General features: G+C 71.6%; 23 protein-coding genes and 1 tRNA gene. 9 read left to right on the plus strand and 15 right to left on the minus strand.

Features of this window, described 5'->3' with window-relative positions; translation table 11 throughout:
- Positions 1 to 117: 117 nt before the first annotated feature.
- On the minus strand, positions 118 to 1,041 hold the full coding sequence (locus AC068D_RS14315) for an MHYT domain-containing protein (RefSeq protein WP_478823305.1): 924 nt from the start codon (positions 1,039 to 1,041) through the stop codon (positions 118 to 120).
- Positions 1,042 to 1,256: 215 nt separating this feature from the next.
- Between AC068D_RS14315 and AC068D_RS14320 the strand changes: the two genes are divergently transcribed.
- From AC068D_RS14320 to AC068D_RS14330, 3 genes are read left to right on the plus strand one after another with little or no spacing between them, the layout of a single operon-like run.
- Positions 1,257 to 1,799, plus strand: a complete 543-nt coding sequence (locus AC068D_RS14320) for a methylated-DNA--[protein]-cysteine S-methyltransferase (RefSeq protein WP_478823306.1) — start codon at positions 1,257 to 1,259, stop codon at positions 1,797 to 1,799.
- Positions 1,800 to 1,857: 58 nt separating this feature from the next.
- Positions 1,858 to 2,007, plus strand: coding sequence for a hypothetical protein (locus tag AC068D_RS14325; protein WP_478823307.1), 150 nt, complete (start codon positions 1,858 to 1,860; stop codon positions 2,005 to 2,007).
- Positions 2,004 to 3,425, plus strand: coding sequence for an MFS transporter (locus AC068D_RS14330; protein WP_478823308.1), 1,422 nt, complete (start codon positions 2,004 to 2,006; stop codon positions 3,423 to 3,425). Before AC068D_RS14325 ends, AC068D_RS14330 begins: the two co-directional genes overlap by 4 nt.
- A 23-nt stretch (positions 3,426 to 3,448) precedes the next feature.
- Here the strand turns inward: AC068D_RS14330 and AC068D_RS14335 are convergent, their stop codons facing one another.
- The gene (locus AC068D_RS14335) at positions 3,449 to 3,826 is read right to left on the minus strand and encodes a cupin domain-containing protein (protein WP_478823309.1); all 378 of its coding nucleotides are present in this window, start codon (positions 3,824 to 3,826) and stop codon (positions 3,449 to 3,451) included.
- Between the two features lie 116 nt (positions 3,827 to 3,942).
- On the opposite strand from AC068D_RS14335, the gene AC068D_RS14340 reads away from it, so the two are divergent.
- Positions 3,943 to 4,851, plus strand: coding sequence for a pseudouridine-5'-phosphate glycosidase (locus AC068D_RS14340; RefSeq protein WP_478823310.1), 909 nt, complete (start codon positions 3,943 to 3,945; stop codon positions 4,849 to 4,851).
- Positions 4,848 to 5,798 carry a carbohydrate kinase family protein gene (locus AC068D_RS14345; RefSeq protein ID WP_478823311.1) on the plus strand — a complete coding sequence of 317 codons (951 nt, stop codon included), beginning with the start codon at positions 4,848 to 4,850 and terminating at the stop codon, positions 5,796 to 5,798. Before AC068D_RS14340 ends, AC068D_RS14345 begins: the two co-directional genes overlap by 4 nt.
- Before the next feature lie 5 nt (positions 5,799 to 5,803).
- Here the strand turns inward: AC068D_RS14345 and AC068D_RS14350 are convergent, their stop codons facing one another.
- Both AC068D_RS14350 and AC068D_RS14355 read right to left on the minus strand, forming a co-directional pair.
- Positions 5,804 to 6,457 (minus strand): nucleoside/nucleotide kinase family protein, encoded by a 654-nt coding sequence (locus AC068D_RS14350; protein WP_478823312.1) that lies wholly within the window; start codon positions 6,455 to 6,457, stop codon positions 5,804 to 5,806.
- A 198-nt stretch (positions 6,458 to 6,655) separates the two neighbouring features.
- Positions 6,656 to 7,375, minus strand: a complete 720-nt coding sequence (locus AC068D_RS14355) for a winged helix-turn-helix transcriptional regulator (RefSeq protein WP_478823313.1) — start codon at positions 7,373 to 7,375, stop codon at positions 6,656 to 6,658.
- Between the two features lie 66 nt (positions 7,376 to 7,441).
- Between AC068D_RS14355 and AC068D_RS14360 the strand changes: the two genes are divergently transcribed.
- The gene (locus AC068D_RS14360) at positions 7,442 to 8,653 is read left to right on the plus strand and encodes a pyridoxal phosphate-dependent aminotransferase (RefSeq protein ID WP_478823314.1); all 1,212 of its coding nucleotides are present in this window, start codon (positions 7,442 to 7,444) and stop codon (positions 8,651 to 8,653) included.
- A 322-nt stretch (positions 8,654 to 8,975) separates the two neighbouring features.
- On the opposite strand, the gene AC068D_RS14365 is transcribed toward AC068D_RS14360, so the two are convergent.
- Together AC068D_RS14365 and AC068D_RS14370 are read right to left on the minus strand one after the other, a co-directional pair.
- Positions 8,976 to 9,063: transfer RNA gene (locus AC068D_RS14365), tRNA-OTHER, on the minus strand.
- 44 nt (positions 9,064 to 9,107) lie between these two features.
- The gene (locus AC068D_RS14370) at positions 9,108 to 9,842 is read right to left on the minus strand and encodes a DUF7873 family protein (RefSeq protein WP_478823315.1); all 735 of its coding nucleotides are present in this window, start codon (positions 9,840 to 9,842) and stop codon (positions 9,108 to 9,110) included.
- A gap of 92 nt (positions 9,843 to 9,934) precedes the next feature.
- Between AC068D_RS14370 and AC068D_RS14375 the strand changes: the two genes are divergently transcribed.
- Positions 9,935 to 10,591, plus strand: a complete 657-nt coding sequence (locus tag AC068D_RS14375) for a DUF2293 domain-containing protein (protein WP_478823316.1) — start codon at positions 9,935 to 9,937, stop codon at positions 10,589 to 10,591.
- Positions 10,592 to 11,000: 409 nt separating this feature from the next.
- Here the strand turns inward: AC068D_RS14375 and AC068D_RS14380 are convergent, their stop codons facing one another.
- The 5 genes from AC068D_RS14380 to AC068D_RS14400 all read right to left on the minus strand — a co-directional run bounded on the left by AC068D_RS14380 (position 11,001) and on the right by AC068D_RS14400 (position 18,821).
- Complete coding sequence (locus tag AC068D_RS14380; RefSeq protein ID WP_478823317.1) at positions 11,001 to 11,696, minus strand: chaplin; 696 nt, start codon at positions 11,694 to 11,696, stop codon at positions 11,001 to 11,003.
- Positions 11,697 to 11,837: 141 nt separating this feature from the next.
- Entirely contained in the window at positions 11,838 to 13,214 is a 1,377-nt protein-coding gene (locus AC068D_RS14385; RefSeq protein ID WP_478823318.1) for an amidohydrolase, read from the minus strand.
- 92 nt (positions 13,215 to 13,306) lie between these two features.
- A complete protein-coding gene (locus AC068D_RS14390; RefSeq protein ID WP_478823319.1) occupies positions 13,307 to 14,638 on the minus strand; it encodes an SWIM zinc finger family protein in 1,332 nt (443 codons plus the stop codon).
- Between the two features lie 52 nt (positions 14,639 to 14,690).
- Complete coding sequence (locus tag AC068D_RS14395) at positions 14,691 to 17,534, minus strand: DEAD/DEAH box helicase (protein WP_478823320.1); 2,844 nt, start codon at positions 17,532 to 17,534, stop codon at positions 14,691 to 14,693.
- 189 nt (positions 17,535 to 17,723) lie between these two features.
- Positions 17,724 to 18,821, minus strand: coding sequence for a slipin family protein (locus AC068D_RS14400; RefSeq protein WP_478823321.1), 1,098 nt, complete (start codon positions 18,819 to 18,821; stop codon positions 17,724 to 17,726).
- Between the two features lie 223 nt (positions 18,822 to 19,044).
- Between AC068D_RS14400 and AC068D_RS14405 the strand changes: the two genes are divergently transcribed.
- Positions 19,045 to 19,377, plus strand: a complete 333-nt coding sequence (locus tag AC068D_RS14405; protein ID WP_478823322.1) for a hypothetical protein — start codon at positions 19,045 to 19,047, stop codon at positions 19,375 to 19,377.
- A gap of 106 nt (positions 19,378 to 19,483) precedes the next feature.
- Here AC068D_RS14405 and AC068D_RS14410 read toward each other — a convergent pair whose 3' ends face one another.
- The gene (locus tag AC068D_RS14410; protein WP_478823323.1) at positions 19,484 to 19,978 is read right to left on the minus strand and encodes a DoxX family protein; all 495 of its coding nucleotides are present in this window, start codon (positions 19,976 to 19,978) and stop codon (positions 19,484 to 19,486) included.
- A gap of 263 nt (positions 19,979 to 20,241) precedes the next feature.
- On the opposite strand from AC068D_RS14410, the gene AC068D_RS14415 reads away from it, so the two are divergent.
- On the plus strand, positions 20,242 to 20,517 hold the full coding sequence (locus AC068D_RS14415; RefSeq protein ID WP_478823588.1) for a DUF6343 family protein: 276 nt from the start codon (positions 20,242 to 20,244) through the stop codon (positions 20,515 to 20,517).
- Between the two features lie 63 nt (positions 20,518 to 20,580).
- On the opposite strand, the gene AC068D_RS14420 is transcribed toward AC068D_RS14415, so the two are convergent.
- The 3 genes from AC068D_RS14420 to AC068D_RS14430 form a co-directional block, all read right to left on the minus strand.
- Positions 20,581 to 20,943, minus strand: a complete 363-nt coding sequence (locus tag AC068D_RS14420) for a tetratricopeptide repeat protein (RefSeq protein ID WP_478823324.1) — start codon at positions 20,941 to 20,943, stop codon at positions 20,581 to 20,583.
- 339 nt (positions 20,944 to 21,282) lie between these two features.
- The gene (gene coaE / locus AC068D_RS14425; RefSeq protein WP_478823325.1) at positions 21,283 to 21,882 is read right to left on the minus strand and encodes a dephospho-CoA kinase; all 600 of its coding nucleotides are present in this window, start codon (positions 21,880 to 21,882) and stop codon (positions 21,283 to 21,285) included.
- A 31-nt stretch (positions 21,883 to 21,913) separates the two neighbouring features.
- Positions 21,914 to 22,852: a PAC2 family protein gene (locus tag AC068D_RS14430; protein WP_478823589.1), complete on the minus strand. Its 939-nt coding sequence runs from the start codon at positions 22,850 to 22,852 to the stop codon at positions 21,914 to 21,916.
- Positions 22,853 to 22,985 lie beyond the last annotated feature (133 nt).

Genomic DNA, 22,985 nt, shown 5'->3' on the forward strand with positions numbered 1-22,985 from the left:
CGCCACTGACAACCGGGCCCGGTCCTGGATCCGTCCCGGGGGCCGGAGGGCAGCGGCGACGACGCGCAGGAAGGAGGAGGAGGACGAGCGGGCGGAGGGGAAGCGGAGGGGAAGCGGTCAGCGATTGCGGGTGCGCTGGGAGGTGCGCCGCACCGAGCGGGAGGGCTCCGACCATTTCCCGGGCTCGGCGTACGTGGGCAGCCTCCGCTGCGCGGGCACGTCTGCCCGGACCCGGCGCCCGATCCCCTTGCGCCCGATCACGATCCGGCGCGGGGCCGTGGGCTGCTGCCGGTCCGGGCCACCGGGGTCGCCCACGACGGCGAGCGGGTCGAACATGACGACGGCAGCGGCCAGCACCAGGAAAGCGGCCGGGCCGACCAGCAACGGGGCGATCAGGGTGGCGGGCGGGGCACCTGCACCGGCCGCAGGCGCGGTGGAGTGCAGATGCACGCTGACGCCCGCCATTCCGGTGTAGTGCATCCCGCTCACGGCGACGCCCATCACCAGGCAGGCGCCGAGGCTCGGCAGAAAGCCGTGGACGGACACGGCGGCCCACAGTGCCGTGGTCGCTGCGACGACGGCGATGACCACGGAGAGGGCGACGGTGGCCGTGTCGTACTCGAGACGGCCCTGCAGGCGCATTCCCGCCATGCCCAGATAGTGCATGGAGGCGATACCGAGGCCCGTGATGGTGCCGCCGGTGAACAGGGTCATCGCCGTGGCGCCGCGGCAACCCACGATGAAGATGCCGATGCCGGTCATGACGACGGCGACGCCCAGGCTGGCGAGCGTCGTCGGCCGGTGGTAGTCGACCGGGGCCTCCGCGACGGTGAAGCCCATCATCGCGACGAAGTGCATGGTCCAGATCCCGGAGCCGATGGAGATCGCGCCGAGGGCCAGCCAGCCGGGCTTGAAGGGGCCGCTGCCGCGTACGGATCTGGTGGTGCAGCGCAGCCCCAGCGCACCCCCGAGGCAGGCCATGAGATAGGCGGCCACAGGTGTGACGACGCCGTAGCTGAAACCGTCGACTGTGCCCTGCATCGTTCTATGCCCTTCGCCCCTTGCTCCGCTCGTGCCCCCGTGTGCCCCCGTCGAGGAAGCCCGTACCGGGCGAGGGTATGGCGCATGGGGCGGCAAACAAACATCGGGGGCAGGATTCATCCGCGGGCGCCGGGACGGAAGCGGCCCCTCCGCGGGCTTCCCGCTGCTTTCGCAGGTCAGGACCGCTGTCAGTGGGCAGCCGTACGGTGGTCCGCATGAACAGCTTCGAGTGGACGGTCATGGACTCCGCCATCGGGCCGCTGCTGCTCGCCGCCACTGGGGAGGGGCTGGTGAGCGTCGTCTTCCACGCCCACCCACCGGTGCGGGACAAGGCGATCGCCCGGCTGGCCGCGCAGCTGGGCGGGGCCGGGGATCCGTCACGGGGCGCACCGGGCCCGGATCTGCTCGCCGAGCCGGTCCGGCAGCTCACGGAGTACTTCGCGGGCGGGCGCCGGGACTTCGGGCTCCGGCTCGACTGGTCGCTGACATCCGGCTTCAACCGCCAGGTGCTGCGCGAGCTGGAATCGGGGGTTCCCTATGGTTCGGTCGTCGGCTACGGCGAGCTGGCGGGTCGGGCGGGGCAGCCGGGCGCAGCCCAGGCGGTGGGCGTGGCCATGGCGTCCAATCCGCTGCCGGTGGTGGTTCCGTGCCACCGGGTCGTGGAGAGCGACGGAGGGCTGGGCGGCTTCGGAGGCGGACTGGAGACCAAGCGGAAGCTGCTGGCGCTGGAGGGAGTGCTGCCGCAACCGCTGTTCTGACGCGGTGGGGCCGGAAGGACGGTTCCCTACGACTGTGGGTAACTGGCACACTTCGGCAGTGACCAGTACCCCTCGTGACCTCCCCGCGGCCGCGGCGGGCCTCATATTCGCCGGCCCCATGGCCACCGACACGGAGGGCCGTGCTTCCTCGCCGGCCCTCTCCCCCGCACCGCGCACGGTTCCCGCCTCCGGCACGGTCGCCCGGTGAGCGCCGGCGGGAAAGCGGTCTCGGCCGAAGCGGCTCCGTCGGACGTGGAAGGTCTGCCCGCACTGCGGCGACGGATCGCGGCCGTGCTGATCGCCAGCCAGATCCTCGGTGGGCTCGGCGTCGCAACGGGCATCGCTCTTGCCTCGGTGCTCGCGCAGCAGGTGAGCGGGAGCGAGGCGCTGTCCGGGCTCGCCCCGACGGCCACCGTCGCCGGCACGGCGCTGCTGTCCGTCCCGCTGGCGGCGCTCATGACCGCACGTGGGCGGCGTCCTGGGCTCGTCCTGGCCTATCTGATCGGGGCGGCCGGTGCCGGCGTGGTCGTCCTGGCCGCGGTGGCCGGGAGCTTCCCACTGCTTCTGCTGGGCATGGCGGGCTTCGGGGCGGCCTCGTCGGCGAATTTGCAGGCGCGGTTCGCGGCTGCGGATCTGGCCGAGCCGGACCGGCGGGCTCGGGCCATCTCCACGGTGGTGTGGGCCACCACCATCGGAGCCGTTCTCGGACCGAACATCGCGGCGCCGGCGGGGCGGAGCGCATCGGGTCTCGGGATACCCGAGACAGCAGGCCCGTTCCTCTGGGCCGCCGGCGTTTTCCTGATCTCGGCGCTGGTCGTCGTGGTCCTGCTGCGGCCCGATCCGCTTCTGACGGCCCGGGCCCTGGCCCCGGCCGAGGAGAACGTACGGGAAGGGCGCTCGCTACGGGCGGGGGTGCGGGCCGTGCGGGAGTCCGCGGGGGCCCGGCTGGCGCTCGTCACCGTCGCCGTCTCGCACACCGCGATGGTGTCGATCATGTCGATGACCCCGATCGCACTGAGCCACCACGGCGCGGGAATACAGCTCATCGGACTGGTCATCAGCGGCCATATCGCGGGCATGTACGCCTTCTCGCCGGTGATGGGCTGGCTGTCCGACCGACTGGGACGGCTCTCGGTGATCGGTCTGGCCGTGGCGCTGATCTCCTGCGCGGCGCTCCTGGCGGGTACGGCGGGGGCGAGTCACGGCCGTACGGCAGCGGGCCTGTTCCTGCTCGGCCTCGGCTGGTCCGCCGGTCTCGTCTCGGGCTCTGCGCTCCTCACCGACTCGGTCCCCGGGCCCGCCCGCGCCGCGGTCCAGGGCCTCTCGGACCTCACGATGAACACGGCGGCAGGCGTGGGCGGCGTGGCGGCGGGCCTCATCGTGTCGAAGGCGAGCTACGGCTTCCTCAACGCCGTCGGGGCCTGTCTGCTGCTCCCACTGGCCGCGCTGGCCGTCCATCGCGCGATCAGGCCGCGTCCGGGCACCGTGCCCTCGGCCGTCCCGTCACCGGGTGCGGAGCCTCTCGTGGCCGCACCGGCCCCGGCGGACGCCGCGGCTCCGTCCCCCACCGCCGCATCGGAACCCCCGGCGGTCCCGGTGACCCGGGAGACCCGTCCCACCGAGTGAGGCGAAGTGCTCGGAGACCGGGCTCAGAGACTGATGTGGTACGCCTTGCGCAGGGTCTCGTGAACGGTCCATGTCGTACGGTCGCCCTCGCGCAGCACGCAGGCGTCTCCCGGCCCGACCTCCAGGGTGTCGCCGCCCTCGACCTCGATGGTGGCGCGCCCGCTGACGACGACGAACAGTTCGTTGGCCTCGGTGTCGGTGACCACGCCCGGGGTGATCTGCCAGATGCCCCGCAGCTGCTTGCCGTCCTCGGACTCCCACAGCACCTTGCCGGTCACGACCGGCTCGCCGGCGACGATCTGGCCGGGGTCGAGCGGCTCGACCTCCAGCTCGGCGTCCGGAATGTGCACGACAAACGAAGGGGAACCGGGGGTGGCGGCGCTGTGATCAAAGGTCGTCATGGCGCGTCACCTTAGCGGGGGCCGAGCAGCGTGTCGCGGCGGGGACGGTCGGTGCGACCCCGCACTCATTGCTGCCGAAACGTTTGCGCAGGGCCCCGCCGTGCCAGGGATGGGACATGCCCGAGACCACACTGCTGCTGTCGGAAGAGGTACGGGAGGCGCTGGCAGCGCGCCGGCCCGTAGTCGCCCTCGAGTCCACGATCATCGCGCACGGACTGCCGCGCCCACGCAATCTCGCCGTCGCGGAGGAACTGGAGTCCCTGGTCAGGGACAACGGTGCGGTACCCGCGACGATCGCCGTGCTGGACGGCCGGGCCCATGCCGGCCTGGACAAGGGCCAGTTGGAGCGGGTCGCATCGGACCCGGCGGTGCGCAAGCTCGGCCACCGCGATCTCGCCCCCGCCCTCGCGGCGGGAGCGAGCGGGGCGACGACCGTGTCCGCCACCGCGTTCCTCGCAGCCCGTGCGGGGATCCGGGTCTTCGCGACCGGCGGGCTCGGCGGGGTGCACCGGGAGTGGACCACGTCCCAGGACGAGTCCGCGGATCTGCGGCTGCTCGCGCAGACTCGGATCGCCGTCGTCTGCGCCGGGGTGAAGTCGATCCTCGACGTCCCGGCGACGCTCCAACGACTGGAGACCCTGGGCGTCGGCATCGTCGGCTACGGCACCGACCGGTTCCCGGGCTTCTATCTGACCTCCTCGGGGGAGCCGGTCGACTGGACGGTGCACACGCCCCGGGAAGTGGCGGAGGTGATACGGGCCCAGGACGCACTCGGCGGCCCGGACACGGCACTGATCGTCGCCCACCCGGTCCCGGAGGACGAGCAGCTCGACCCCCGGCTGCACGACCGGGTGCTGGAGGAGGCCCTGGACGCGTGCCGGGAGCGGGGCATCACGGGCCAGGCGGTCACCCCCTTCCTCCTCGACCATCTGATGCGGCGCACGGAAGGCGCGTCGCTGGAGGCGAACCTCGCGGCCGTACGCGGCAACGTCCGGCTGGCGGCCCGGATCGCGGCGGCGCTGTGAAGCGTACGAAGCACGGCGGAGGCGGTCAGCACCCCGGAGTCGGGGGTGCGCTGCTGGTCGTCGGGGACGTGGCCACCGATGTCGTGGCACGGCACGGCTCCGGGCTCGCCCATGGCACCGACACGGCCGCCGAGATACGGACCCTGCCGGGCGGCGCGGGTGCCAACGCGGCCTGCTGGGCCGCCTATGCGGGCTGTCCCGACGTACGGCTGCTCGGCCGCGTCGGCAGCGAGAGCGCGTCCTGGCACGACACCCGCCTCCGCCGGGCAGGGGTGCGGCCGCTCCTGGTACCCGATCACGAGGCGGAGACCGCCACCGTCGTCGCGCTCGTCGACGCGGATGCCGAACGCACCTTCCTCACCGACAGCGGGGCGGCCCTGCGGATCTCCGCCACCGACTGGTCGCCCGCCCTTCTCGACGGGGTCGGCCGGCTGCATCTGTCCGGCTATCTCTTCTTCGCGGCCTCCAGCCGCGAACTGGCCGTCCTCGCGCTGGCGGACGCCCGCGAGAGGGGCGTCCCGGTGAGCGTGGACCCGGCCTCGGCGGGCTTCATCACCGCGCTCGGGGTGGACCGCTTCCTCGCCCTGGTCTCGGGCGCGGACGTGCTGCTGCCCAATGCCGACGAGGCCCGGCTCCTCACCGGTATCCCGGACGCCGCCGATGCCGCCGCCAAGCTGAGCCGTCAGGTGCCGCTCGCCGTCGTCACGCTCGGCGCGGGCGGGGCGCTGGTGGCGGAGGGGGGTCGGGTGACGGCCCGAGTGCCGCCGGTTCCGGAGAAGGCGGTCGATTCGACGGGCGCGGGCGACGCCTTCACCGGTGCGTTCCTCGCCGCGCTCCTGACGGGTGCGGGACCGGGGACCGCCGCCCACGAGGGCTGCCGCGCGGGAGCGCTCGCAGTCACCCTGCACGGCGGCCGTCCGCCGGTCCGCGACGACGATTGCCCCTGACGTTCTCAGGACCGCTGTGGCCCCCAGGGGTCGTTCCAGGCCGGGTGGCGCGGATCGTCGGTGCGGACGACGACATCGGCGGCCTCGTCCGGGCCGACCTCCTGCTCGTATCGCTCGAACGCGGGCAGCGTCCATCGCTGCGCCCCGTCGGTCCGGCGGCTCAGGGCGCCGGGCGAAAGCCGCAGATGCAGGGTCAGGTCGAAGGGGAACCACTGCCCGAGCAGAAGCGGACCGTGCAGCACCAGCACGCCGCCGGGCGGGAGTTCGTGGTGCGCGGTGCGGGTGGCGCGGTCCGTCACGGGGTCCCACAGGTCGGGCAGCACGCGCCCGGACCCACCCGGCTCCAGCGGCCCGAACACCTCTCGCCGGAGGGCGCCCGTGTCGAACCAGCCGTCGTAGTAGGTCTCGGGGTCCTCGCGCCCGTACTCGTACCGCAGCGAAGCGGGCCGCAGAAACCCGCCCGTGTCGACCACCAGCACGGAACGACCGAGCAGCCGCAGGGCCTCGGCGAGCGCACCGGCCACGGGGCCGGTTCCGGCGGCGGGTGCACCGTCGACGGCGATGCGCAGCCAGGGACTGCCGTCACCGGCCGTGGTCCCCATGATCCGGTCGGCGACGGCCTCGGTCAGCCGTTCCCAGGTGATCGGTTCGAGTCGCACCGCTCCATCATGCTCGGCTCCACGCAGGTCGTGCCCGTGGGGCTGCCGACCGCGCCTGACGTCCTTCCGGCGTCCCGCCGGAACGCCGGATCATCGCCGACGGCACCGACTGCACTGTCGGCATCGGCGGCGAGGAACCGGCCCAGGTGGTGGTGCCCTGCTGGAGAGGCCGGCTCCGCACATGTGTCCCGGCGACGGTCACCGCGCGCCCGCGCCGGCCGAAGCCGTGAGGCCGGACAGGGCGGTCGCCAGAGGCCCGTCGCCGGAGACACGGATGCGCCCCTCCCGTACGCCGTCCTCGACCGTGAGGCTGCCCCGGCTGACCGCCAGACACGTCTCCGCGTCGAGCTCCAGCCGGACGACGGGTCCGTCGGTGACCGCGGCCGCTCCGTCCCGGTACGCCGGCCCGTCATCGTCGCCACCGACTCGCAGATGGAACTCCCCTTCGTCCAGGTGCACATGCACGAGTCCGGTCACCCCCTGCCGCTCCAGGCCTCGCAGCAACGGAATCGCGAACCAGTGCGCCCGTACCGCGTCCGTGTCCCGGCGTTCGGCGAGCTCGGACGTGCCCCATTCGGCCAGTGCGGTGAGCACCGGCAGCAACGCCCTGCCCCGTTCGGTCAGTTCGTAGACGAACGCGGAGGCGGGTGCCGGAAGACGGCGCCGCCCGGCCAGACCGTCGCGTTCCATGTCCTTGAGCCGGGAGGCCAGCACATCCGTGCTGACACCGGGCAGATCGGCGTGCAGATCGGTGTAGCGGCGCGGACCGGCCAGCAGTTCCCTGACGATCAGCAGGGTCCAGCGGTCACCGACGGCGTCGAGGGCGCGCGCGGCGGCGCAGTACTGGTCGTAACTCCGGCGGCGTGGACCACGCGTCGGAGGTGACGGATGTGACGGCATGGCCCGCAGTCTAGACATGTTGTTGGACTTTCCAAGCTTCCACTTGGTAAAACCAAGTAACACCGTTTCTGGGGAGGCCACGGCATGGAGTTCCGGCAGTCGAGCAAGCTCAGCGAGGTCTGCTACGAGATCCGCGGCCCGGTGATCGAGCACGCCAACGCACTTGAGGAGGCGGGCCACAGTGTCCTGCGCCTCAACACGGGCAATCCGGCACTCTTCGGCTTCGAGGCCCCGGAAGAGATCGTCCAGGACATGATCCGGATGCTTCCGCAGGCGCACGGCTACACCGACTCGCGCGGCATCCTCTCCGCGCGCCGCGCCGTCGCGCAGCGATATCAGTCCCTCGGACTGACCGGGGTCGGCGTCGACGACATCTTCCTCGGCAACGGCGTGTCCGAGCTCGTCTCCATGGCGGTGCAGGCCCTGCTGGAGGACGGCGACGAAGTCCTCGTCCCGGCACCCGACTTCCCGCTGTGGACGGCTGTCACCACCCTCTCCGGCGGGAAGCCCGTCCACTATGTGTGCGACGAGTCCGCCGACTGGTATCCGGACCTCGACGACATGGCCTCGAAGATCACCGACCGCACCAGGGCCGTCGTGATCATCAACCCCAACAACCCCACCGGTGCCGTGTATCCGCGCGAGATCATCGAGGGCATCCTCGATCTGGCGCGCAGGCACCAGTTGATGGTGTTCGCCGACGAGATCTACGACCAGATCGTGTACGACGACGCAATTCACCACAGCGCCGCCGCTCTCGCCCCCGACCTGGTCGTCCTCACCTTCGGCGGGTTGTCGAAGACATACCGTGTGGCCGGCTTCCGCTCAGGCTGGCTGGTCGTCACGGGCCCCCGGCAGCATGCGCGCAACTATCTGGAAGGGCTCAACATGCTCGCCTCCATGCGGCTGTGTCCCAACGCGCCCGCGCAGTACGCCATCCAGGCCGCGCTCGGTGGACGCCAGTCGATAGGCGAACTCACCGCTCCCGGCGGGAGGCTGCACGAGCAGCGCAATCGCGCATGGGAGCGACTCAACGAGATCCCGGGGGTCTCCTGTGTGAAGCCGAAGGGTGCGCTGTACGCCTTCCCGCGTCTCGACCCCAAGGTGCATCCCATCCACGACGACGAGAAGTTCGTGCTGGACCTGCTGCTGCGCGAGAAGATCCAGGTCGTCCAGGGCACGGGCTTCAGCTGGCCACGGCCGGACCACTTCCGGATCCTGACGCTCCCGTACGCCGACGATCTCGACGCGGCGATCAGCCGTATCGGCCGCTTCCTGAGCGGATACCGTCAGTAGACGCAGCCGGAAAGGGGAGCGGGCCCGGGGGCGTAGCCGGCCCCCGAGCCCTGTTGATGCCACCCATATTCACACGCCGGCACGCTTGAGGACCCGGGTCAGTCGTCATTGCGTCGCGTCCTTCCTTTGGACCACCGCGGATCGAGCTCCGCGGGCCGGACTTGAACCGGCAATTCGACGCACCAGGGCCCGGGCCCGGTCGATCCGGCGATGAGCGGCGAATGCTGAGTCTGGAGCGAGAGTCTGAGATTCATCGCGGTCTGCCTCTGCCGAGTTGGGCTACCCCGGCCCGATGTCCCGTATCCGTCGTCCGTACGGGAAGTGCCGGGGGGAGGACTCGAACCTCCACTGGAACCGCGTGGTTCACGACAAGCTTCAGTTTCAGCTTTGCGCTCCTCGCGCACCCCGGCCGCGATCTGCGGCCGGGGAGTCTGTGCGGCCGACCTCTTCCGGTCTACTGACCGAAGAGGTAGCCGAATACGGCGTCCCCCATGCGCTGGTCGGTGACGTCCACACCGTTCGCCTCCTCCCGGGCGAACTTCACCGCCTGCTGGAGCTTCTCCACCCGGTCGAGCAGTTCGTTGACACGGCGGGCGGGCAGTGCGCCGGAGAACTTCACCGTGGTCCAGTAACCGACCGGGATGTCCTCGTAGTACACCTCCACCTGCGCCGGGTGCTTCTCGGTGGCCTCGGCCTTCACATGGTTGCGGGGCACCTTCTTGGTGCGGACCGTCTTGACCGGCTCGGTCTTCCAGGAGTCCGTGGACGGGTCCTGCGACCAGGACTCGGCGGCATCGAGCACCGGCAGCTTGCGCACAAAGGTGTTGATGTCCGTCAGCTGCTTCTCCAGGAAGAGGAGATACGCCACAGGCGCCTCGGCCACCAGCACCCGCCCGTCGACGGTGACATCGGCGCGGGCCGTGCAGTTCGCCCAGTCCTTGGTGGCGGTGACGTCGAACAGCCGGGTCAGCGTCTTCGCGGTGTCGCGCAGCACGTCCTCGGCCTTGACCTGGACCAGCGTGGACTCGGGTGGCAGCTGCTCGCCCTCCTCGTCCTTCGGCTGGTACGTCCTGGCGATTCCGGCCAGCAGCGCGGGCTTCTGGAGGCCGTGGTGGGCCGCCGTGAGGTCCTGGTGCGCCTTGGACTTGACGCCCTTCTCGACTGCGATGATCTGATTGAGTTTCGCCACGTCCGAGAACCTAACAACTCCAACACCTCCTTCTCGACCGAATATTGGAGGGACGGCGGTGGAGAGGTGCGGGGTCGGGGAGGGATCGGGGCATGGAACCACTGGTGGTCGTCGAGCCGCTGAAGCGGCGGCACTGTGCGGAATGCCGGCGCGGCCCGCTGGAGCGGATGGTCCTGGAGTTCAACTCGCCGCGTTGTCTGGACTGCGCGGACCTCGGGCATCTCGTCTTCCTGCCGCGCGGGAACGCGGCACTGACCCGGCGTGCCCGTGAGGCGAGTTCGCTGTGGGCCGTCGTCGTACGGCACAACAGAAGCCGTACCCGCTTTGAGCGCCAGGGGGTGCTCGTCGAGGAGGCGGCGCTCATGCGCGCGGAGGCGGCCTGTCTGGCCGATGCCGATGCACGGGCCCGTCGCCGGGAGCGCGACGCCGCCCGGCGGGCGGCCGAGGACGTACGCTTCACGGCCGCACTCACCGCGGAGATCCTCAGGCTCTTTCCGTCCTGCCCGCTCGACCGTGCACTGGACGTCGCGGCCCACACATCGGTGCGCGGCAGCGGCCGCGTGGGCCGCACCGCGGCCGGCCGCGCGTTGGACGAGGGCGCGGTCACAGCGGCGGTGCGTGCCTCCGTGCGCCATCTGGACACGCAGTACGACGCTCTGCTCATGCAGGGTGTGCCCCGGCACGAGGCCCGTGCGCGTGTGGCCTCGGCCATCGAAGCGGTGCTCTCCTCGTGGCGCCGACGGGCCTGACACGGCCGGTGCGGTGACCGGAAGGGCTCACCGGCTCGCGACACCCTGCACCACACCTCGCCGCATCGTCGGGTCATCCGTCCATGGCCGGTACGAGGGCGATCCCCCGGTCTCCGGCCGGCCGGGGCCACCCCGACAAGGCCGGGGGGGAGCGCCCCCACCGCCTTGCGGTCGTTCCCCTCGGCCCCTGGCGGCGGACCGGGGAAGTCGCCGTGATCCGGGCGCCGCCGGCATCCCGCAGACGCTCGGGTCACCGCGCTGGGGTCTTTCGTTTGGATCGGGCTGGATCGGTGAGCGGGGTCCGGTGCGTGCGCTCGCAAGGCGGAGGGCGGAGCGTAGGCGACTGACGACAACGCGGCGAGCGTGCGTGCCGGGGCACGCGGGCCCGGCAAGATCCGAACGAGGGGCCCTAGACGCCAAGAACCGCGGCACCGTGGACCGCGGGGCGAACGCGCCGGTAGAGCACCGCGCCGCCGAGGATCAGCGCCGCTCCCGTGGGGACGGCGAGGCCCAGGCCGCCGGGAGCGCCCGTCTCGGCGAGGCGGTGCCGGGGCCCGTGGTGGGGCTCGTGGTGGGCCGGGAGCACCTCTTCCGTCCTCGGCGGGGTCACCGGCCTCGGCGCCGGGGGCTTCACGGGAGAGTTCGACGACGCGTTGCCGACGGACGGGTTGCCGATACCGACGACGTTGACCGAGTTTCCGGTGACGTTCACGGGCACATCGACGGGAAGCTGGATGCCGTTGCCGGAGAGGAGGCCCGGGGAGTCCTTGCTGTCGCCGTGGGCGACGGCACCGCCGGCGCTGCGGTCGCTGCTGTGGGCATGACCGCCGTTGTCGCCATGGGCGGCGCTGCCCGCATTGGCGCCGCCCCGGTTCTCACAGCCGTTCCCGACCGCCGGATTCAGCAGACCGACCACATTGACGGTGTTGCCGCACACATTCACCGGGACATGCACCGGGATCTGCACCGTGTTTCCGGAGAGCACACCCGGCGACCCGGTCGCGTCCCCCTGTGCGCCCGAGTCGGCGTGAGCGGTTCCTGCCGCGACGATGGCTCCGCCCGCGACCATCACTGTGACCAGTCCTGTTCGGCGAATCTGCCTCATTGGTTACTGCCTTCCGGAGAATCAACACGGGTGCTCGCCCGCACCGGAAATAACGCCATGAAGCCAATCGGGTTATGGCCGACAATCCTTTCACCCGATCGAGTGGGCACATTGTCGAACTGCTCTGCATCGTCCACGCGTTCAGGTCGCCCGGCGCCCGGGGGCGTATTCCTGAATACGACGCCCATGACTCCGGTCGGTCAACTGCGGCAGTCTGGCCGTGAGTTCACCGGCGATCTCTTCCACATCGACGGTCAGCAGCTTTCGGTCGCGCATAAGGACTTGGCCGTCCACGATCGTGGTCAGCACATCGGCGGACCGTGCACTGAGGACGAGGGCCGCGGCGATGTCATGAAGCGGACGCATATGGGGGCCGGTCAGATCCACCAGGATCAGATCGGCACGACGCCCCGGCGCGAGCACCCCTGCCTGCTCCGCCAGCCCCGCGGCCTGCGCGCTCTGGACGGTCGCATGGCCGAGGGCCTGGCGGGCCGTGAGCCAGCGCGGGTCCCGCTCAGCCGACTTCTGCACCAGCGCGGTGAGCGTCATGCTCTCCCATACGTCGAGGGTGTTGTTCGACGCGGCCCCGTCCGTGGCCAGGCCCACCGGGACACCGATCGAGCGCAGCGCCCTGATCGGAGTCGTGTCCCAGCCGAACTTCAGATAGCCCTTGGGCGCGGTCGCGATCCCGGTGCGGCCCGCGGCCCGCTCGAGCAGGGGAAGATCTCGTTCGACGATGCCTGTGCCATGGGCGATGAGAATGTCCACGTCGAGCAGGCCCGTGCGGTGGAGCGTCTCGATGGGGGTCCGGCCGAACCGTTCGAGGCTGGACTCCGTCTGTGCCCGGTTCTCGGCTGCATGGAGGTGGACCGGTAGCCCGTGCTCACGGGCCAGTTCGGCGGTGGCCCCGAGGTCCGTCTCGTCGACGGTGTACGGGGAGTGGGGGGCCAGCGAGGTGGTGATCCGGCCGCCGGCGTCGCCGTTGCGGCGGAGGGCGAAGTCCAGGGAACGCTCGCGCCCCTGGGGGCCCTGGCTGGAGAAGTAGGCCCAGCCGAGGTTGGCGCGCAGCCCGCTGTGCACGACCGCGGCGGCGACCCGGTCCATCGAGAAGTAGTGGTCGGCGAAGGCCGTGACCCCGCCGCGGATCATCTCGGCGCAGGCGAGGAGCGCGCCGAGCTCGACGATCTCGTCGGTGAGGTTGCTTTCGACGGGCCAGATCCAGTCGTTGAACCATTCCTCGACCGGCACGTCCTCCGCGATGCCGCGCAGAGCCACCATGGGGGCGTGCGTATGGCAGTTGATCAGCCCGGGCATGGCCAGCCTGCCGCGCGCGTCCATCCGCTCCTGTGCGGGCAGGCCGGCCGCCTCACGGGCGGAGGTGATCGCCTCGATGGCCCCGTCGCGTACGACGACGGCGCCGTCCTCCTCGAATCCGATGTCCCCGTCCTGCGTGTGGGTGAGCACGGTGCACCCCTCGATCACGAGGTCGGCGGGTCGGTTCGTGTGCGCACGGGTCATACCGGCTCCTGAGTGTTCACGAACCGTCCGGCGTCGGCGCCGGCCCGGACGGGCCGCACCTCAGCGGTCGGCGGTCATCGGTCGGTCGGCGGTCATCGGTCGAGCAGCGCGGCGAGCGCCCCGACCGGATCCGCGTCGGGGGTGCCGCGGGGCCACCAGTCGTCACGGCCGGGGTCCGATTCATAGCCGTACCACAAACCGTCCCGGCCGAGGCGCAGTTGCAGCGCGGGGGTGGAGAGCCGGTTGCGCCGGGGGCGGAAGTCCGGGAAATCCGCCGCGATCAGAGCGGGGCGGGCCCGGTCGAAGGGGCCGGCCGGCGGGTCCCACTCCTCCTCCAGGGCCGCAAGGCCCGCAAGGCCGCCCTGACGCCAGGCCGCGACGGCGCGTGCCAGCTCCGTCGGGGCGCGGCCGGTGGCACGGGCTAGTGCGGTGTACAGCGCGCGGGTGGAGGCGGTGAGCCCGGAGCCGGGGTGGGCGGCGGCCAGCCGGACCGCGTCCTGCCAGGGTGAGAGGTCCGCGACAGGGTCGCACCCGGTGCCGAGGATGGTGTGGGCACGGGCCGCGGCTTCCGTGGCGAGTAGCTCGAGGGCAAGCGGGTCGGGGGCTCCGGGCGCCTGGGGGTACACCGGTGGGCGCCCGGGCTGCGGCGGTGCGGGAAGCGGCGGCGGGAGCGGCGGCAGTGTGCGCGGCGCGAAGGCGTCGCGGGCGACGACCGATGCCGGCGGTGCATCGGCGTCGTCCTCGGTCGCCCGCCCGGCCACGGTCCGGTCGGACGACGGGCGAACCGAGGGGGGAACGCCCCCGGCCGAGGGCCGGAGGAAGGAGGCGTTGCGCCGAGTGAGCTCGGCGAGGACCTCCCCTTCGCCACGGCCGCGCATGAGGAACAGCACGAACGGGTCCTCGTCGAGGATCCGCGCCGTCTGGTAGCAGAGCGCGGCCGCATGCTTGCAGGGGAAGCCGTCGTCGGGGCAGGAGCAGTCGGGGATCAGGTCGCCGGGCACGGGAAGCAGGTCGGCGGCGGCCGCGAGTGCGTGCGGGACGTCCTTGTCGAGCAGGGCGGCGATGTGGTCCGGGCGGGAGGCCGCGGTGCCGAGCAACCGGTCCCAGGCGTCGTCGCCCAGGGTGCGGAGCCTGATGTCCGTACGGTACGGGCGCGGGCGGGAGCCGTGGACGTACGCCGTGACCCGGCCGGGCGTGACGGTGATCGCGTCGACGTGGCCGCGTCCGGCGTAGGTGCGGCCACGGGCCAGCCGGGCCGGGTCGAGTGCCGTGTCCTCCAGCGCTTCCACCCATGCGTTTCCCCACCAGGAGGCGGCGAAGGACTCGTCGGCGGCCCGGGGGGCGAGCGGCGGGAACGTACGCCGCCGGTCGTCCGGCCTGTGTGGGGCGTCCCTGCGTCCGGCACCGGCGCGACGGGCCGTCATGCAGTCCTCCCCATGGTCGTCGTCCGCATGACGGACGTCCCGGCGACCGCTCTCATGAGGGCCTCCTCAGCGAGACCAGATCAGCCAGTTCCCGGTCGGTGAGCTCGGTCAGCGCCGCCTCCCCCGAGCCGAGCACGGCGTCCGCCAACGCCCGCTTGGAGCGCAGCATTTCGGCGATACGGTCCTCCACCGTGCCCTCGGCGACGAGACGGTGCACCTGCACCGGCTGTGTCTGGCCGATGCGGTACGCACGGTCGGTGGCCTGGTCCTCGACCGCCGGGTTCCACCAGCGGTCGTAGTGGACGACATGGCCGGCGCGGGTGAGGTTCAGTCCTGTGCCCGCGGCCTTGAGGGAGAGGATGAAGACGGGGATCTCCCCCGACTGGAAGCGGTCGACCATCCGCTCCCGCTCGGGCACGGGAGTGGAGCCGTCGAGCAGCTGGGACGTGATCCCCCGGGCGCTGAGATGGCCGGAGATGAGCCGGGCCATGGATACGTACTGGGTGAACACCAGGACCGAGCCGTCCTCCGCGATGATGGTGTCGAGGAGTTCGTCGAGGAGGGCGAGCTTGCCGGAGCGGGCGGAGAGACGGGTGGTGTCCTCCTTCAGATACTGCGCCGGGTGGTTGCAGATCTGCTTCAGGGAGGTCAGCAGCTTCATGATGAGGCCCCGGCGGGCGATGCCCTCGGCACTCTCGATCTGCGCCATGGTCTCGCGCACGACCGCCTCGTAGAGCGACGCCTGCTCCCGGGTGAGCGGGACCGGGTGGTCGGACTCGGTCTTGGGCGGCAGCTCGGGCACGATGCCCGGGTCGGACTTCCTGCGGCGCAGCAGGAACGGCCGGACGAGGCGTGCGAGCCGCTCCACGGCCTGCTGGTTCTCGACGTGTTCGTCGTTCTCGACCGCGCGGGCGTGACGGGCACGGAACGATTTGAGCGGGCCGAGGAGTCCTGGCGTGGTCCAGTCGAGGAGGGACCAGAGCTCCGAGAGGTTGTTCTCGACAGGTGTGCCGGTGAGGGCGACCCGTGCGGGGGCCGGGATGGTGCGCAGCGCCCTGGCGGTCACGGAGAAGGGGTTCTTGATGTGCTGGGCCTCGTCCGCGACGACCATGCCCCATCGCCGGGCCGCGAGCTCTGCGGCGCGGGTGCGCATGGTGCCGTAGGTGGTGAGGACGAAGCCGGGGCGGTCGGGGTCGGCGTCGGCCCCGTCCAGAGTGCGCTCCGCACCGTGGAAGCGGCACACCGCCAGACCGGGGGCGAACCGGGTGATCTCGCGCTGCCAGTTGCCGAGCAGCGAGGCCGGGCACACGACGAGCGTGGGTGCCGTGCGGGTGCCCTGGTGTGCGCCGCGCTCGGCGCGGTGCAGATGGAGCGCGATGAGCGTGACCGTCTTGCCGAGGCCCATGTCGTCGGCCAGACAACCGCCGAGGCCGAGCGAGGTCATCAGGTCCAGCCATGCGAGACCGCGCAGCTGGTAGTCGCGCAGGGTGGCGTCGAGACCGGCGGGCGGGGCCAGGCCCGCCGGACCCTCGATGAGCCGGTCGCGCAGGGCCCTCAGCGCACCCTCGGGGACGGCCTCGACCGTCCTTCCTTCCACCTCGGCGGTGCCGGTGAGCGCGACGGCCAGCGCGTCCACGGGCTCGAGGAGGCCCAACTCACGTTTGCGTGCCTTGCGCACGAGACCGGGATCGACCACGACCCACTGGTCGCGCAACCGGACGACCGGACGGTGCGACTCGGCGAGCGCGTCCATCTCGCTCTCGGTGAGCGGGTCGCCGTCCAGCGCCAGCTGCCAGTTGAACGTGAGGAGCTGCTCGCTGTCGAAGAACGGAGTCCCGTCGGTTGCGGAGCCGGGCGCGGGCGCCCGGACGACGGCTGTGGCGCTGAGGGTCCGGGCCAGCTCCTTGGGCCAGTGGACCGCCACCCCCGCCGCGCCGAGCCGGGCCGCCGCCTCACCCAGCAGCTCGTACAACTCGTCGTCGGTGAGCGGCAGTACGTCGGGGACTTCGCGCTCCATGAGCCGTCCGAGCGCCGGCCACACCCTGGCGGCACGGCGCAGGGCCAGCAGAGCGTCGATGCGGGCCCTCGGTCCGAAGTGCTCGTCGCCCTCGCCCGCCCACAGCCGGGCGGCGTCCAGGACGAGCGACGGGTCGGCGAGGCTGTGCACCTGCACGAGTGCGGCGCCCGCCTGCCGTCCGGCGCCGTCCTCCTCCGCGAGATCGAAGAGCTGGTGCGCCTGCAGATCGAGGCGCAGCGAGATCCTCACGCCCGCGTCCATTCCGGCCGCGGCCTCCGCCGCCCACTCCCGCGCCGCGGGCAGCCGCTGCGGTGCCGTCGCGGCGAACGGCCGTCCTGCCGCGTGCTCGGCAGCGGGTGTACGCGGCAGGGTGTCCGCGACCGCGTCCAGAAACGCCCTGATCAGGGCCTCCGGCTCGGGCAGGCGAAGAGGGCGCGGGCCCGGGAGCGGTGTGGCGTACGCCTCGGGGGGCATGGCGGCGCCGACGGCCCGCAGATGAGCGATGTCGTCGGCGTCCAGGGGCCCCGCGCGCCAGGCATCGTGGTCGTCGTGCGTCAGCCCGGGCAGCAGTCTGCCGCGCGCGACGAGCTGCAGGGCATGCTGCGCGGCCGCTCCCCAGCAGGCGGTGGCCGGGTGCGCCGCCGGGTCGGACCGGGCGCGCAGGAGCAGCGGTACGGCCTCGGCGACGGACAGCAGTACCACGGGGACGGAGCGGCTCCGGACTCCGGTGCCGTGCGATCCGACGACCGTCAGCTCGCCGGACTCCCCCATGGCCGTGGACGTGACGGGAGTCCCGGCGCCGTCCGGGCTCCAGAAGGCGACCCGTCCCTCCCTCGGCAGGGCGGCAGGAACGAACACCGCGGCACAGGTGTGCAGCATGCGCGGACCTCCCTCCCTCTGGTCGAGTCCCTCGCATCCGCGACCCTACGGGTGGGCACTGACAGCGCCCGCTGCGCGGTGCCCTGCCGCGCGCACGGATCACCACGGGCGGTCGGCGCCATCCCCGCTCCCCGCTCCCCGGCCACAGCCACAGCCACAGCCACAGCCACACGGAAACGGTCGGCGCATTCATCCCGGACGGTCGACGGTCCTTCGGCCCCCGGCGTCCTCGGCGTCCATGTCCTGGCCGTCCTTGTTGCGCCCTTCCCTGTCGCGACCGTCGGTCGCACGCTCCGGCGAGAGCTCTGGAGGCACCGATGACACGGGCGCGTCCGGCAGGGGGACATCCAGGCTTGTGAGCCTCTCCAGCCCTTCCAGGGCCGCAGGCTTTTCCTCGGCCGCGTCGTTCGTGTCGGGTCCGTCCGTGGTGAGCTCCTTCGGGGCGAGGGAACCGGCGGCGGCGCCGGACGCGTCCGGCAGGGCGGACCCGCCGTGGCCGGACTCGGAGGAGGCGGCGGACTGCGGGCCGGAGTGCCCCCGCTCCAGGAAGCGCAGAAGTTCGACGGGGATGGGCAGCACCAGTGTGGAGTTCTTCTCGGCGGCCACCGCCATCACGGTCTGCAGCAGCCGCAACTGCAGGGCCGATGGCGCATCGGCCATCTGGTGCGCTGCCTCCGCCAGCTTCTTGGACGCCTGCAGTTCCGCGTCGGCGTTGATGACCCGGGCCCTGCGCTCGCGGTCCGCCTCGGCCTGCCGTGCCATCGAACGCTTCATCGTCTCCGGCAGGGACACATCCTTGATCTCCACGCGGTCGACGCTCACCCCCCAGCCGAGCGCCGGGCTGTCGATCATCAGCTCGAGGCCCTGATTGAGCTTCTCCCGGTTGGAGAGCAGATCGTCCAGCTCGCTCTTGCCGATGATCGAGCGCAGTGAGGTCTGCGCCATCTGGGAGACGGCGAAACGGTAGTCCTCCACCTTGACGATCGCGTCGGCCGCGTCCACCACCTTGAAGTACACGACGGCGTCCACCCGGACCGTGACGTTGTCCCTGGTGATGCCCTCCTGGGCGGGCACCGGCATGGTCACGATCTGCATGTTCACCTTGTGCAGCCGGTCGACCACCGGAACGATCAAGGTGAGTCCCGGCTCACGGACACGCGCGCGCAGGCGCCCGAGGCGGAACACGACACCGCGTTCGAACTGCTTGATGACCTTGGCCGCGGCAAGCCCGTACACCACGCAGGCGGATCCGGCCGCCAGACCTGCCACCACGAGTTCTTCGACCATCACGGCACCCCTTGCCGTCCGCACCGGTCCCCTCTTCAACGGTATTCCCGTCCTGACGCCCGGTCGAGCATCCGGATCCCCTGTGCGGCCGCATCCGGGGTGCCGCCCCGCGGGATGTCCGGCAGTGTGGCGAGCACGAGCCCCGCGATCACGGACGACGGCGCACCCGCCGGGTCCCGCCGAGGACCGACAGCAGAAGATCCACGACAGACGAGGACCGGCCATGTCCCATCTCCGGCGTCCCGGCATCGCCGCCGGGGCACTGCTCCTGACCCTCGCCGTCGCCGGCTGCTCCGGCCTCGGCCGCAACGCGGTGGGCACCGTCAACTACGAGACCGTGGGCGAGCGGGTCGTTTCCATCTCCAACCCCGGTGTGAACGGCTGCCACAGACTCCCGCTCGGTGCCCACCGGGTCGAGAACGCCACCCTGATCGACATGATCATGTACACGACACCCAACTGCACGGGGCCCCAGTCGGCGTACATCCCGACGACGCTCTTCGGCAACATCGCGCCCGGCTACCCACCGTGGCGCAGTTACACGCTCGTGCACTGAGCCGCACCGCACCCCTGGCCCCGGGCGGAGACCGTCCGGGGCCAGGGGTGCGGTGTGATCGCCGGTGCGGGTGCGAAGCACCCGCCCGGCGGGACGCGCCCGCGGATCAGAACCGCCCACGGACCCTCGCGAAGAACGCTGCGGTGCGGTCCCGCCGGGTCCAGGCGATGACGCCGAGCGGTATCGCCACCAGGACCGGGGTGATCGCGTACCGGCCGTCGAACACGGTCAGCTGGGTGATGAACGCACCGGTCATCAGGCCGATCAGGGCCAGGGCGGACACCCCGGACAGGACGGGGATCACCAGCGCCACGGCGCCGGCCAGCTCGAGCGCCCCGACGGCATACATGAACCAGTCGCCGAAGCCGATCCTGTCGAACGACTCCGCGGCCGACGCATGTCCGACGAGCTTCGGCAAGGCACTCGGCACGGCGAGGAACAGCGCGAGCACGATCTGCAGGGTGCGCACGGCGAGGTCCGAACGCCGACTGAGCCGTCTCGCGGCCGCACCGGCGGCCGTTCCGGCCGTGGCGGTCGTGCCGGGGTTGGCGGTCGTGCCGGGGTTGGCGGTGGTCGGAACGGTCGAGGGTGTGGCGGACATGGCGTTCTCCTCGTGTACGGCATCCGTGGCGCCGGCTTCGTGGCGCCCTCATGGATTCAGACCGGGAACACGCGCGGAAATCATCGCAGTTGGGGCCATGGAATGTGCCCGCCGCCGACTGCGTCACGCGTCGGCATGGGGCCGGCGCCACCAGGACGGACGACGCCGTCACCGCCCGATGCCCGTCTCCGCCCCGCGCACCTCGTCAGCACGGCACATCCGGCAGGAATCGGGTACATCCTGGAGGGGAAGAGGCGATGGCCATGCGCACTGGGAGTGAACCGACAACCGCACGCAGTCCCCTGCGGATGCGGTTCTGGCTGAGCGTATGGGGCCTGCTCTGGGCCGTCGCGGGTACGGCCGCCTTCGCTCTGACCGAGCGGCCGGGCTGGGCGATCGCCTGTGCGGTACTGGTGCTGGTCGTGGCGGCGGATCTGATGATGGTGGTGCACCGGCTCCACCAGGGGCCGCACTACCAGCCGGGTCCCGACATCCCGCCGTACGAACCCGACCACGGTGACAACAGGCCACCCCACTGACCGCCGTGAGCCGGCGGCCACCGGAGCCGGGCACCCCTCACCGGCCCTCCCGCCGCCGACCGCTCAGTCCTCGAAACGCGCCGCCTCCAGGTATTCCGGCTTGGGGTCGAGTGCGGCCGCCAGTCTGAAGTGCCGCTTGGCCTGCTCCGGACGGCCTGAACGCTGGAAGGTGCGCGCCAGTGCGAAATGGGCGAACGCATTGTCCGGCTCGCGCTCCAGGACGATCTCGAACTCGAGCTCCGCGGGCCGCAGTTGGGCAGCCGCGAAGAAGGCGCGGGCACGCAGCAGCCGTGCCGCCGTGTTTTCCGGATGGGCCGCGATCACCGAGTCGAGCAGCTTCACGGCACCGCGTGGGTCACGGGCGGCGAGCAGTTGCTCGGCTGCTCGGAAGTCAATGACGTGAGTCTCCGGGTTCGTCTCGGGCACGCTCGCATCCTTCCCCTTGCTCTGGCCGTTCAACATCCCCCGGGACATGGGTATTCCGACCGTCAGAACGCGGTGACAGCGAGTGCCGGGCCCGAGCGGTGCGATCAGTGGCCCCGGCCACCACGAAGCATCCCTCGACGCGGACGCGCTCATGGCCGGAGGGGACGGCTGCGGCCGGGTCCGCGGTCCAGGAGATCCGGACCGTCGCACCGGGAGTGTGCCGCCAGTCCCGGCCCCGCGTCCCAAGGAGCCGGTGCGCGGACCGGAAGGGTTCACCGACTCGCGACACCCTGCACGCCCTCCCCCGGGTGTCGCCCGCCAGGGATGAGGGGACGGCCGTCAGCGGTGCGCGCGCTCCGTGAGTACCGCCCATGCCTTGCGGGCCCGGGGCTCGAGCTCCTCGAGCGACCCCTCGTTGTCGATGACGATGTCGGCGACGGCACGCCGCTCCTCCCGCGTGGCCTGTGCGGCCATGCGGGCCCGTGCCTCGGACTCGGTCATTCCGCGAAGCCGTACGAGCCGGTCCAGCCGGGTCTCCTCCGACGCGTCCACCACCACGACCAGGTCGTACAGCGGGGCCAGCCGGTTCTCGGCGAGAAGGGGTACGTCGTGGATCACGACGGTGTCCTCACCGGCGGCGGCTTCGAGCTCGGCGGAACGTGCGCCGACCAGGGGGTGCACGATCGCATTGAGCTCGGCGAGGCGGTCGGCGTCGGCGAAGACGATGGAGCCGAGTTTCGGCCGGTCAAGGGTGCCCTCGGCGGTGAGGATCTCCGGTCCGAAGGCCTCCACGACGGCGGCCAGGCCGGGCGTCCCGGGCTCGACGACCTCGCGCGCGATCCTGTCGGCGTCGATGAGGACCGCCCCGTACGACACGAACAGCTGCGACACTTCGCTCTTGCCGGCTCCGATTCCGCCGGTCAGGCCCACCTTCAGCATGAGCCGAAGCTTAGGGGTCCGGCCGGGGCTGCTAGGCGTCGCCCTCCCGCTCCGCGAGGAAGCGCTCGAACTCCCGCCCGATCTCGTCAGCGGACGGCAGGTCGACGGGTTCCGCGACCAGGCTGCCGCGCGTCTCCGCACCGGCCACCGCGTCGTACTGGTGCTCAAGCCCTCGCACCAGGGCCACGAGCTCCTCGTCGCCCTCGCCGATCTGCCGTTCGATCTCGGTCTGGGTGCGCTGGGCCCGGGTGCGCAGGGCTTGCGCGACACCGGGGAGGACGAGTCCCGTCGCGGCCGTGATCGCCTCGAGGGCGGTGAGCGCGGCATCGGGATAGGAGGAACGGGCGACGTAGTGCGGTACATGGGCGGCGACGCCGAGGACGTCATGACCCGACTGCATCAGCCGGTACTCGACGAGTGCCTCCGCGCTCCCCGGCACCTGGGCCTCGTCGAAGGGGCTGCGATGGCCGGGCATGAGGTCCGTGCGATTGCCGTGCGGGGTGATGCCGACCGGCCGGGTGTGCGGGACCCCCATGGGGATGCCGTGGAAATTGACGGAGAGGCGAACCCCGAGACGTTCGACGATCTGCCGGACGGCACCCGCGAAGCGCTCCCATTCGACATCGGGCTCCGGGCCGGAGAGCAGGAGGAAGGGCGCGCCTGTGGCGTCCTGCACCAGCCTGACCTCCAGTGCGGGATCCTCGTAGTCGGCCCAGCGGTCGCGCCGGAAGGTCAGCAGCGGGCGGCGGGACCGGTAGTCCACGAGCCTGTCGTGGTCGAAGCGGGCGACCACCTGGTGGGGAAGCGAGTCGAGCAGTGCACCGACGACCTGCTCACCGGTCTCCCCCGCGTCGATGTATCCGTCGAAGTGGTACAGCATGACCAGCCCTGCGGACTCCTGCGCGAGCGCCATGTCGACGACCGCCAGGCCCTTCGGCTCCCACTCGTACAAACTCTGAGGATCAACCACCATTACCGCCCCTCGTCCGAACTCACCGGTAGCAACATCACGGCGGGTGCGGTCATTCCCGGGACGGCGAAGCCGTGCCGGAGGGGCCGGCCGGAAGGGGCCGAGCAGTTCCGCGAGCGTGCCCGGTCCGGTC

The sequence above is a fragment of the Streptomyces sp. NPDC043861 genome, from assembly GCF_056435905.1.

Excerpts from the sequence above, each read along its gene's own strand:
- AC068D_RS14315 (WP_478823305.1), bottom strand. The coding sequence starts at position 1,041 with ATGCAGGGCACAGTCGACGGTTTCAGCTACGGCGTCGTCACACCTGTG.
- AC068D_RS14320 (WP_478823306.1), top strand. The coding sequence starts at position 1,257 with ATGAACAGCTTCGAGTGGACGGTCATGGACTCCGCCATCGGGCCGCTG.
- AC068D_RS14335 (WP_478823309.1), bottom strand. The coding sequence starts at position 3,826 with ATGACGACCTTTGATCACAGCGCCGCCACCCCCGGTTCCCCTTCGTTT.
- AC068D_RS14340 (WP_478823310.1), top strand. The coding sequence starts at position 3,943 with ATGCCCGAGACCACACTGCTGCTGTCGGAAGAGGTACGGGAGGCGCTG.
- AC068D_RS14355 (WP_478823313.1), bottom strand. The coding sequence starts at position 7,375 with ATGTCTAGACTGCGGGCCATGCCGTCACATCCGTCACCTCCGACGCGT.
- AC068D_RS14360 (WP_478823314.1), top strand. The coding sequence starts at position 7,442 with ATGGAGTTCCGGCAGTCGAGCAAGCTCAGCGAGGTCTGCTACGAGATC.
- AC068D_RS14375 (WP_478823316.1), top strand. The coding sequence starts at position 9,935 with ATGGAACCACTGGTGGTCGTCGAGCCGCTGAAGCGGCGGCACTGTGCG.
- AC068D_RS14380 (WP_478823317.1), bottom strand. The coding sequence starts at position 11,696 with ATGAGGCAGATTCGCCGAACAGGACTGGTCACAGTGATGGTCGCGGGC.
- AC068D_RS14385 (WP_478823318.1), bottom strand. The coding sequence starts at position 13,214 with ATGACCCGTGCGCACACGAACCGACCCGCCGACCTCGTGATCGAGGGG.
- AC068D_RS14390 (WP_478823319.1), bottom strand. The coding sequence starts at position 14,638 with ATGACGGCCCGTCGCGCCGGTGCCGGACGCAGGGACGCCCCACACAGG.
- AC068D_RS14395 (WP_478823320.1), bottom strand. The coding sequence starts at position 17,534 with ATGCTGCACACCTGTGCCGCGGTGTTCGTTCCTGCCGCCCTGCCGAGG.
- AC068D_RS14400 (WP_478823321.1), bottom strand. The coding sequence starts at position 18,821 with ATGGTCGAAGAACTCGTGGTGGCAGGTCTGGCGGCCGGATCCGCCTGC.
- AC068D_RS14405 (WP_478823322.1), top strand. The coding sequence starts at position 19,045 with ATGTCCCATCTCCGGCGTCCCGGCATCGCCGCCGGGGCACTGCTCCTG.
- AC068D_RS14410 (WP_478823323.1), bottom strand. The coding sequence starts at position 19,978 with ATGTCCGCCACACCCTCGACCGTTCCGACCACCGCCAACCCCGGCACG.
- AC068D_RS14415 (WP_478823588.1), top strand. The coding sequence starts at position 20,242 with ATGCGCACTGGGAGTGAACCGACAACCGCACGCAGTCCCCTGCGGATG.
- coaE (WP_478823325.1), bottom strand. The coding sequence starts at position 21,882 with ATGCTGAAGGTGGGCCTGACCGGCGGAATCGGAGCCGGCAAGAGCGAA.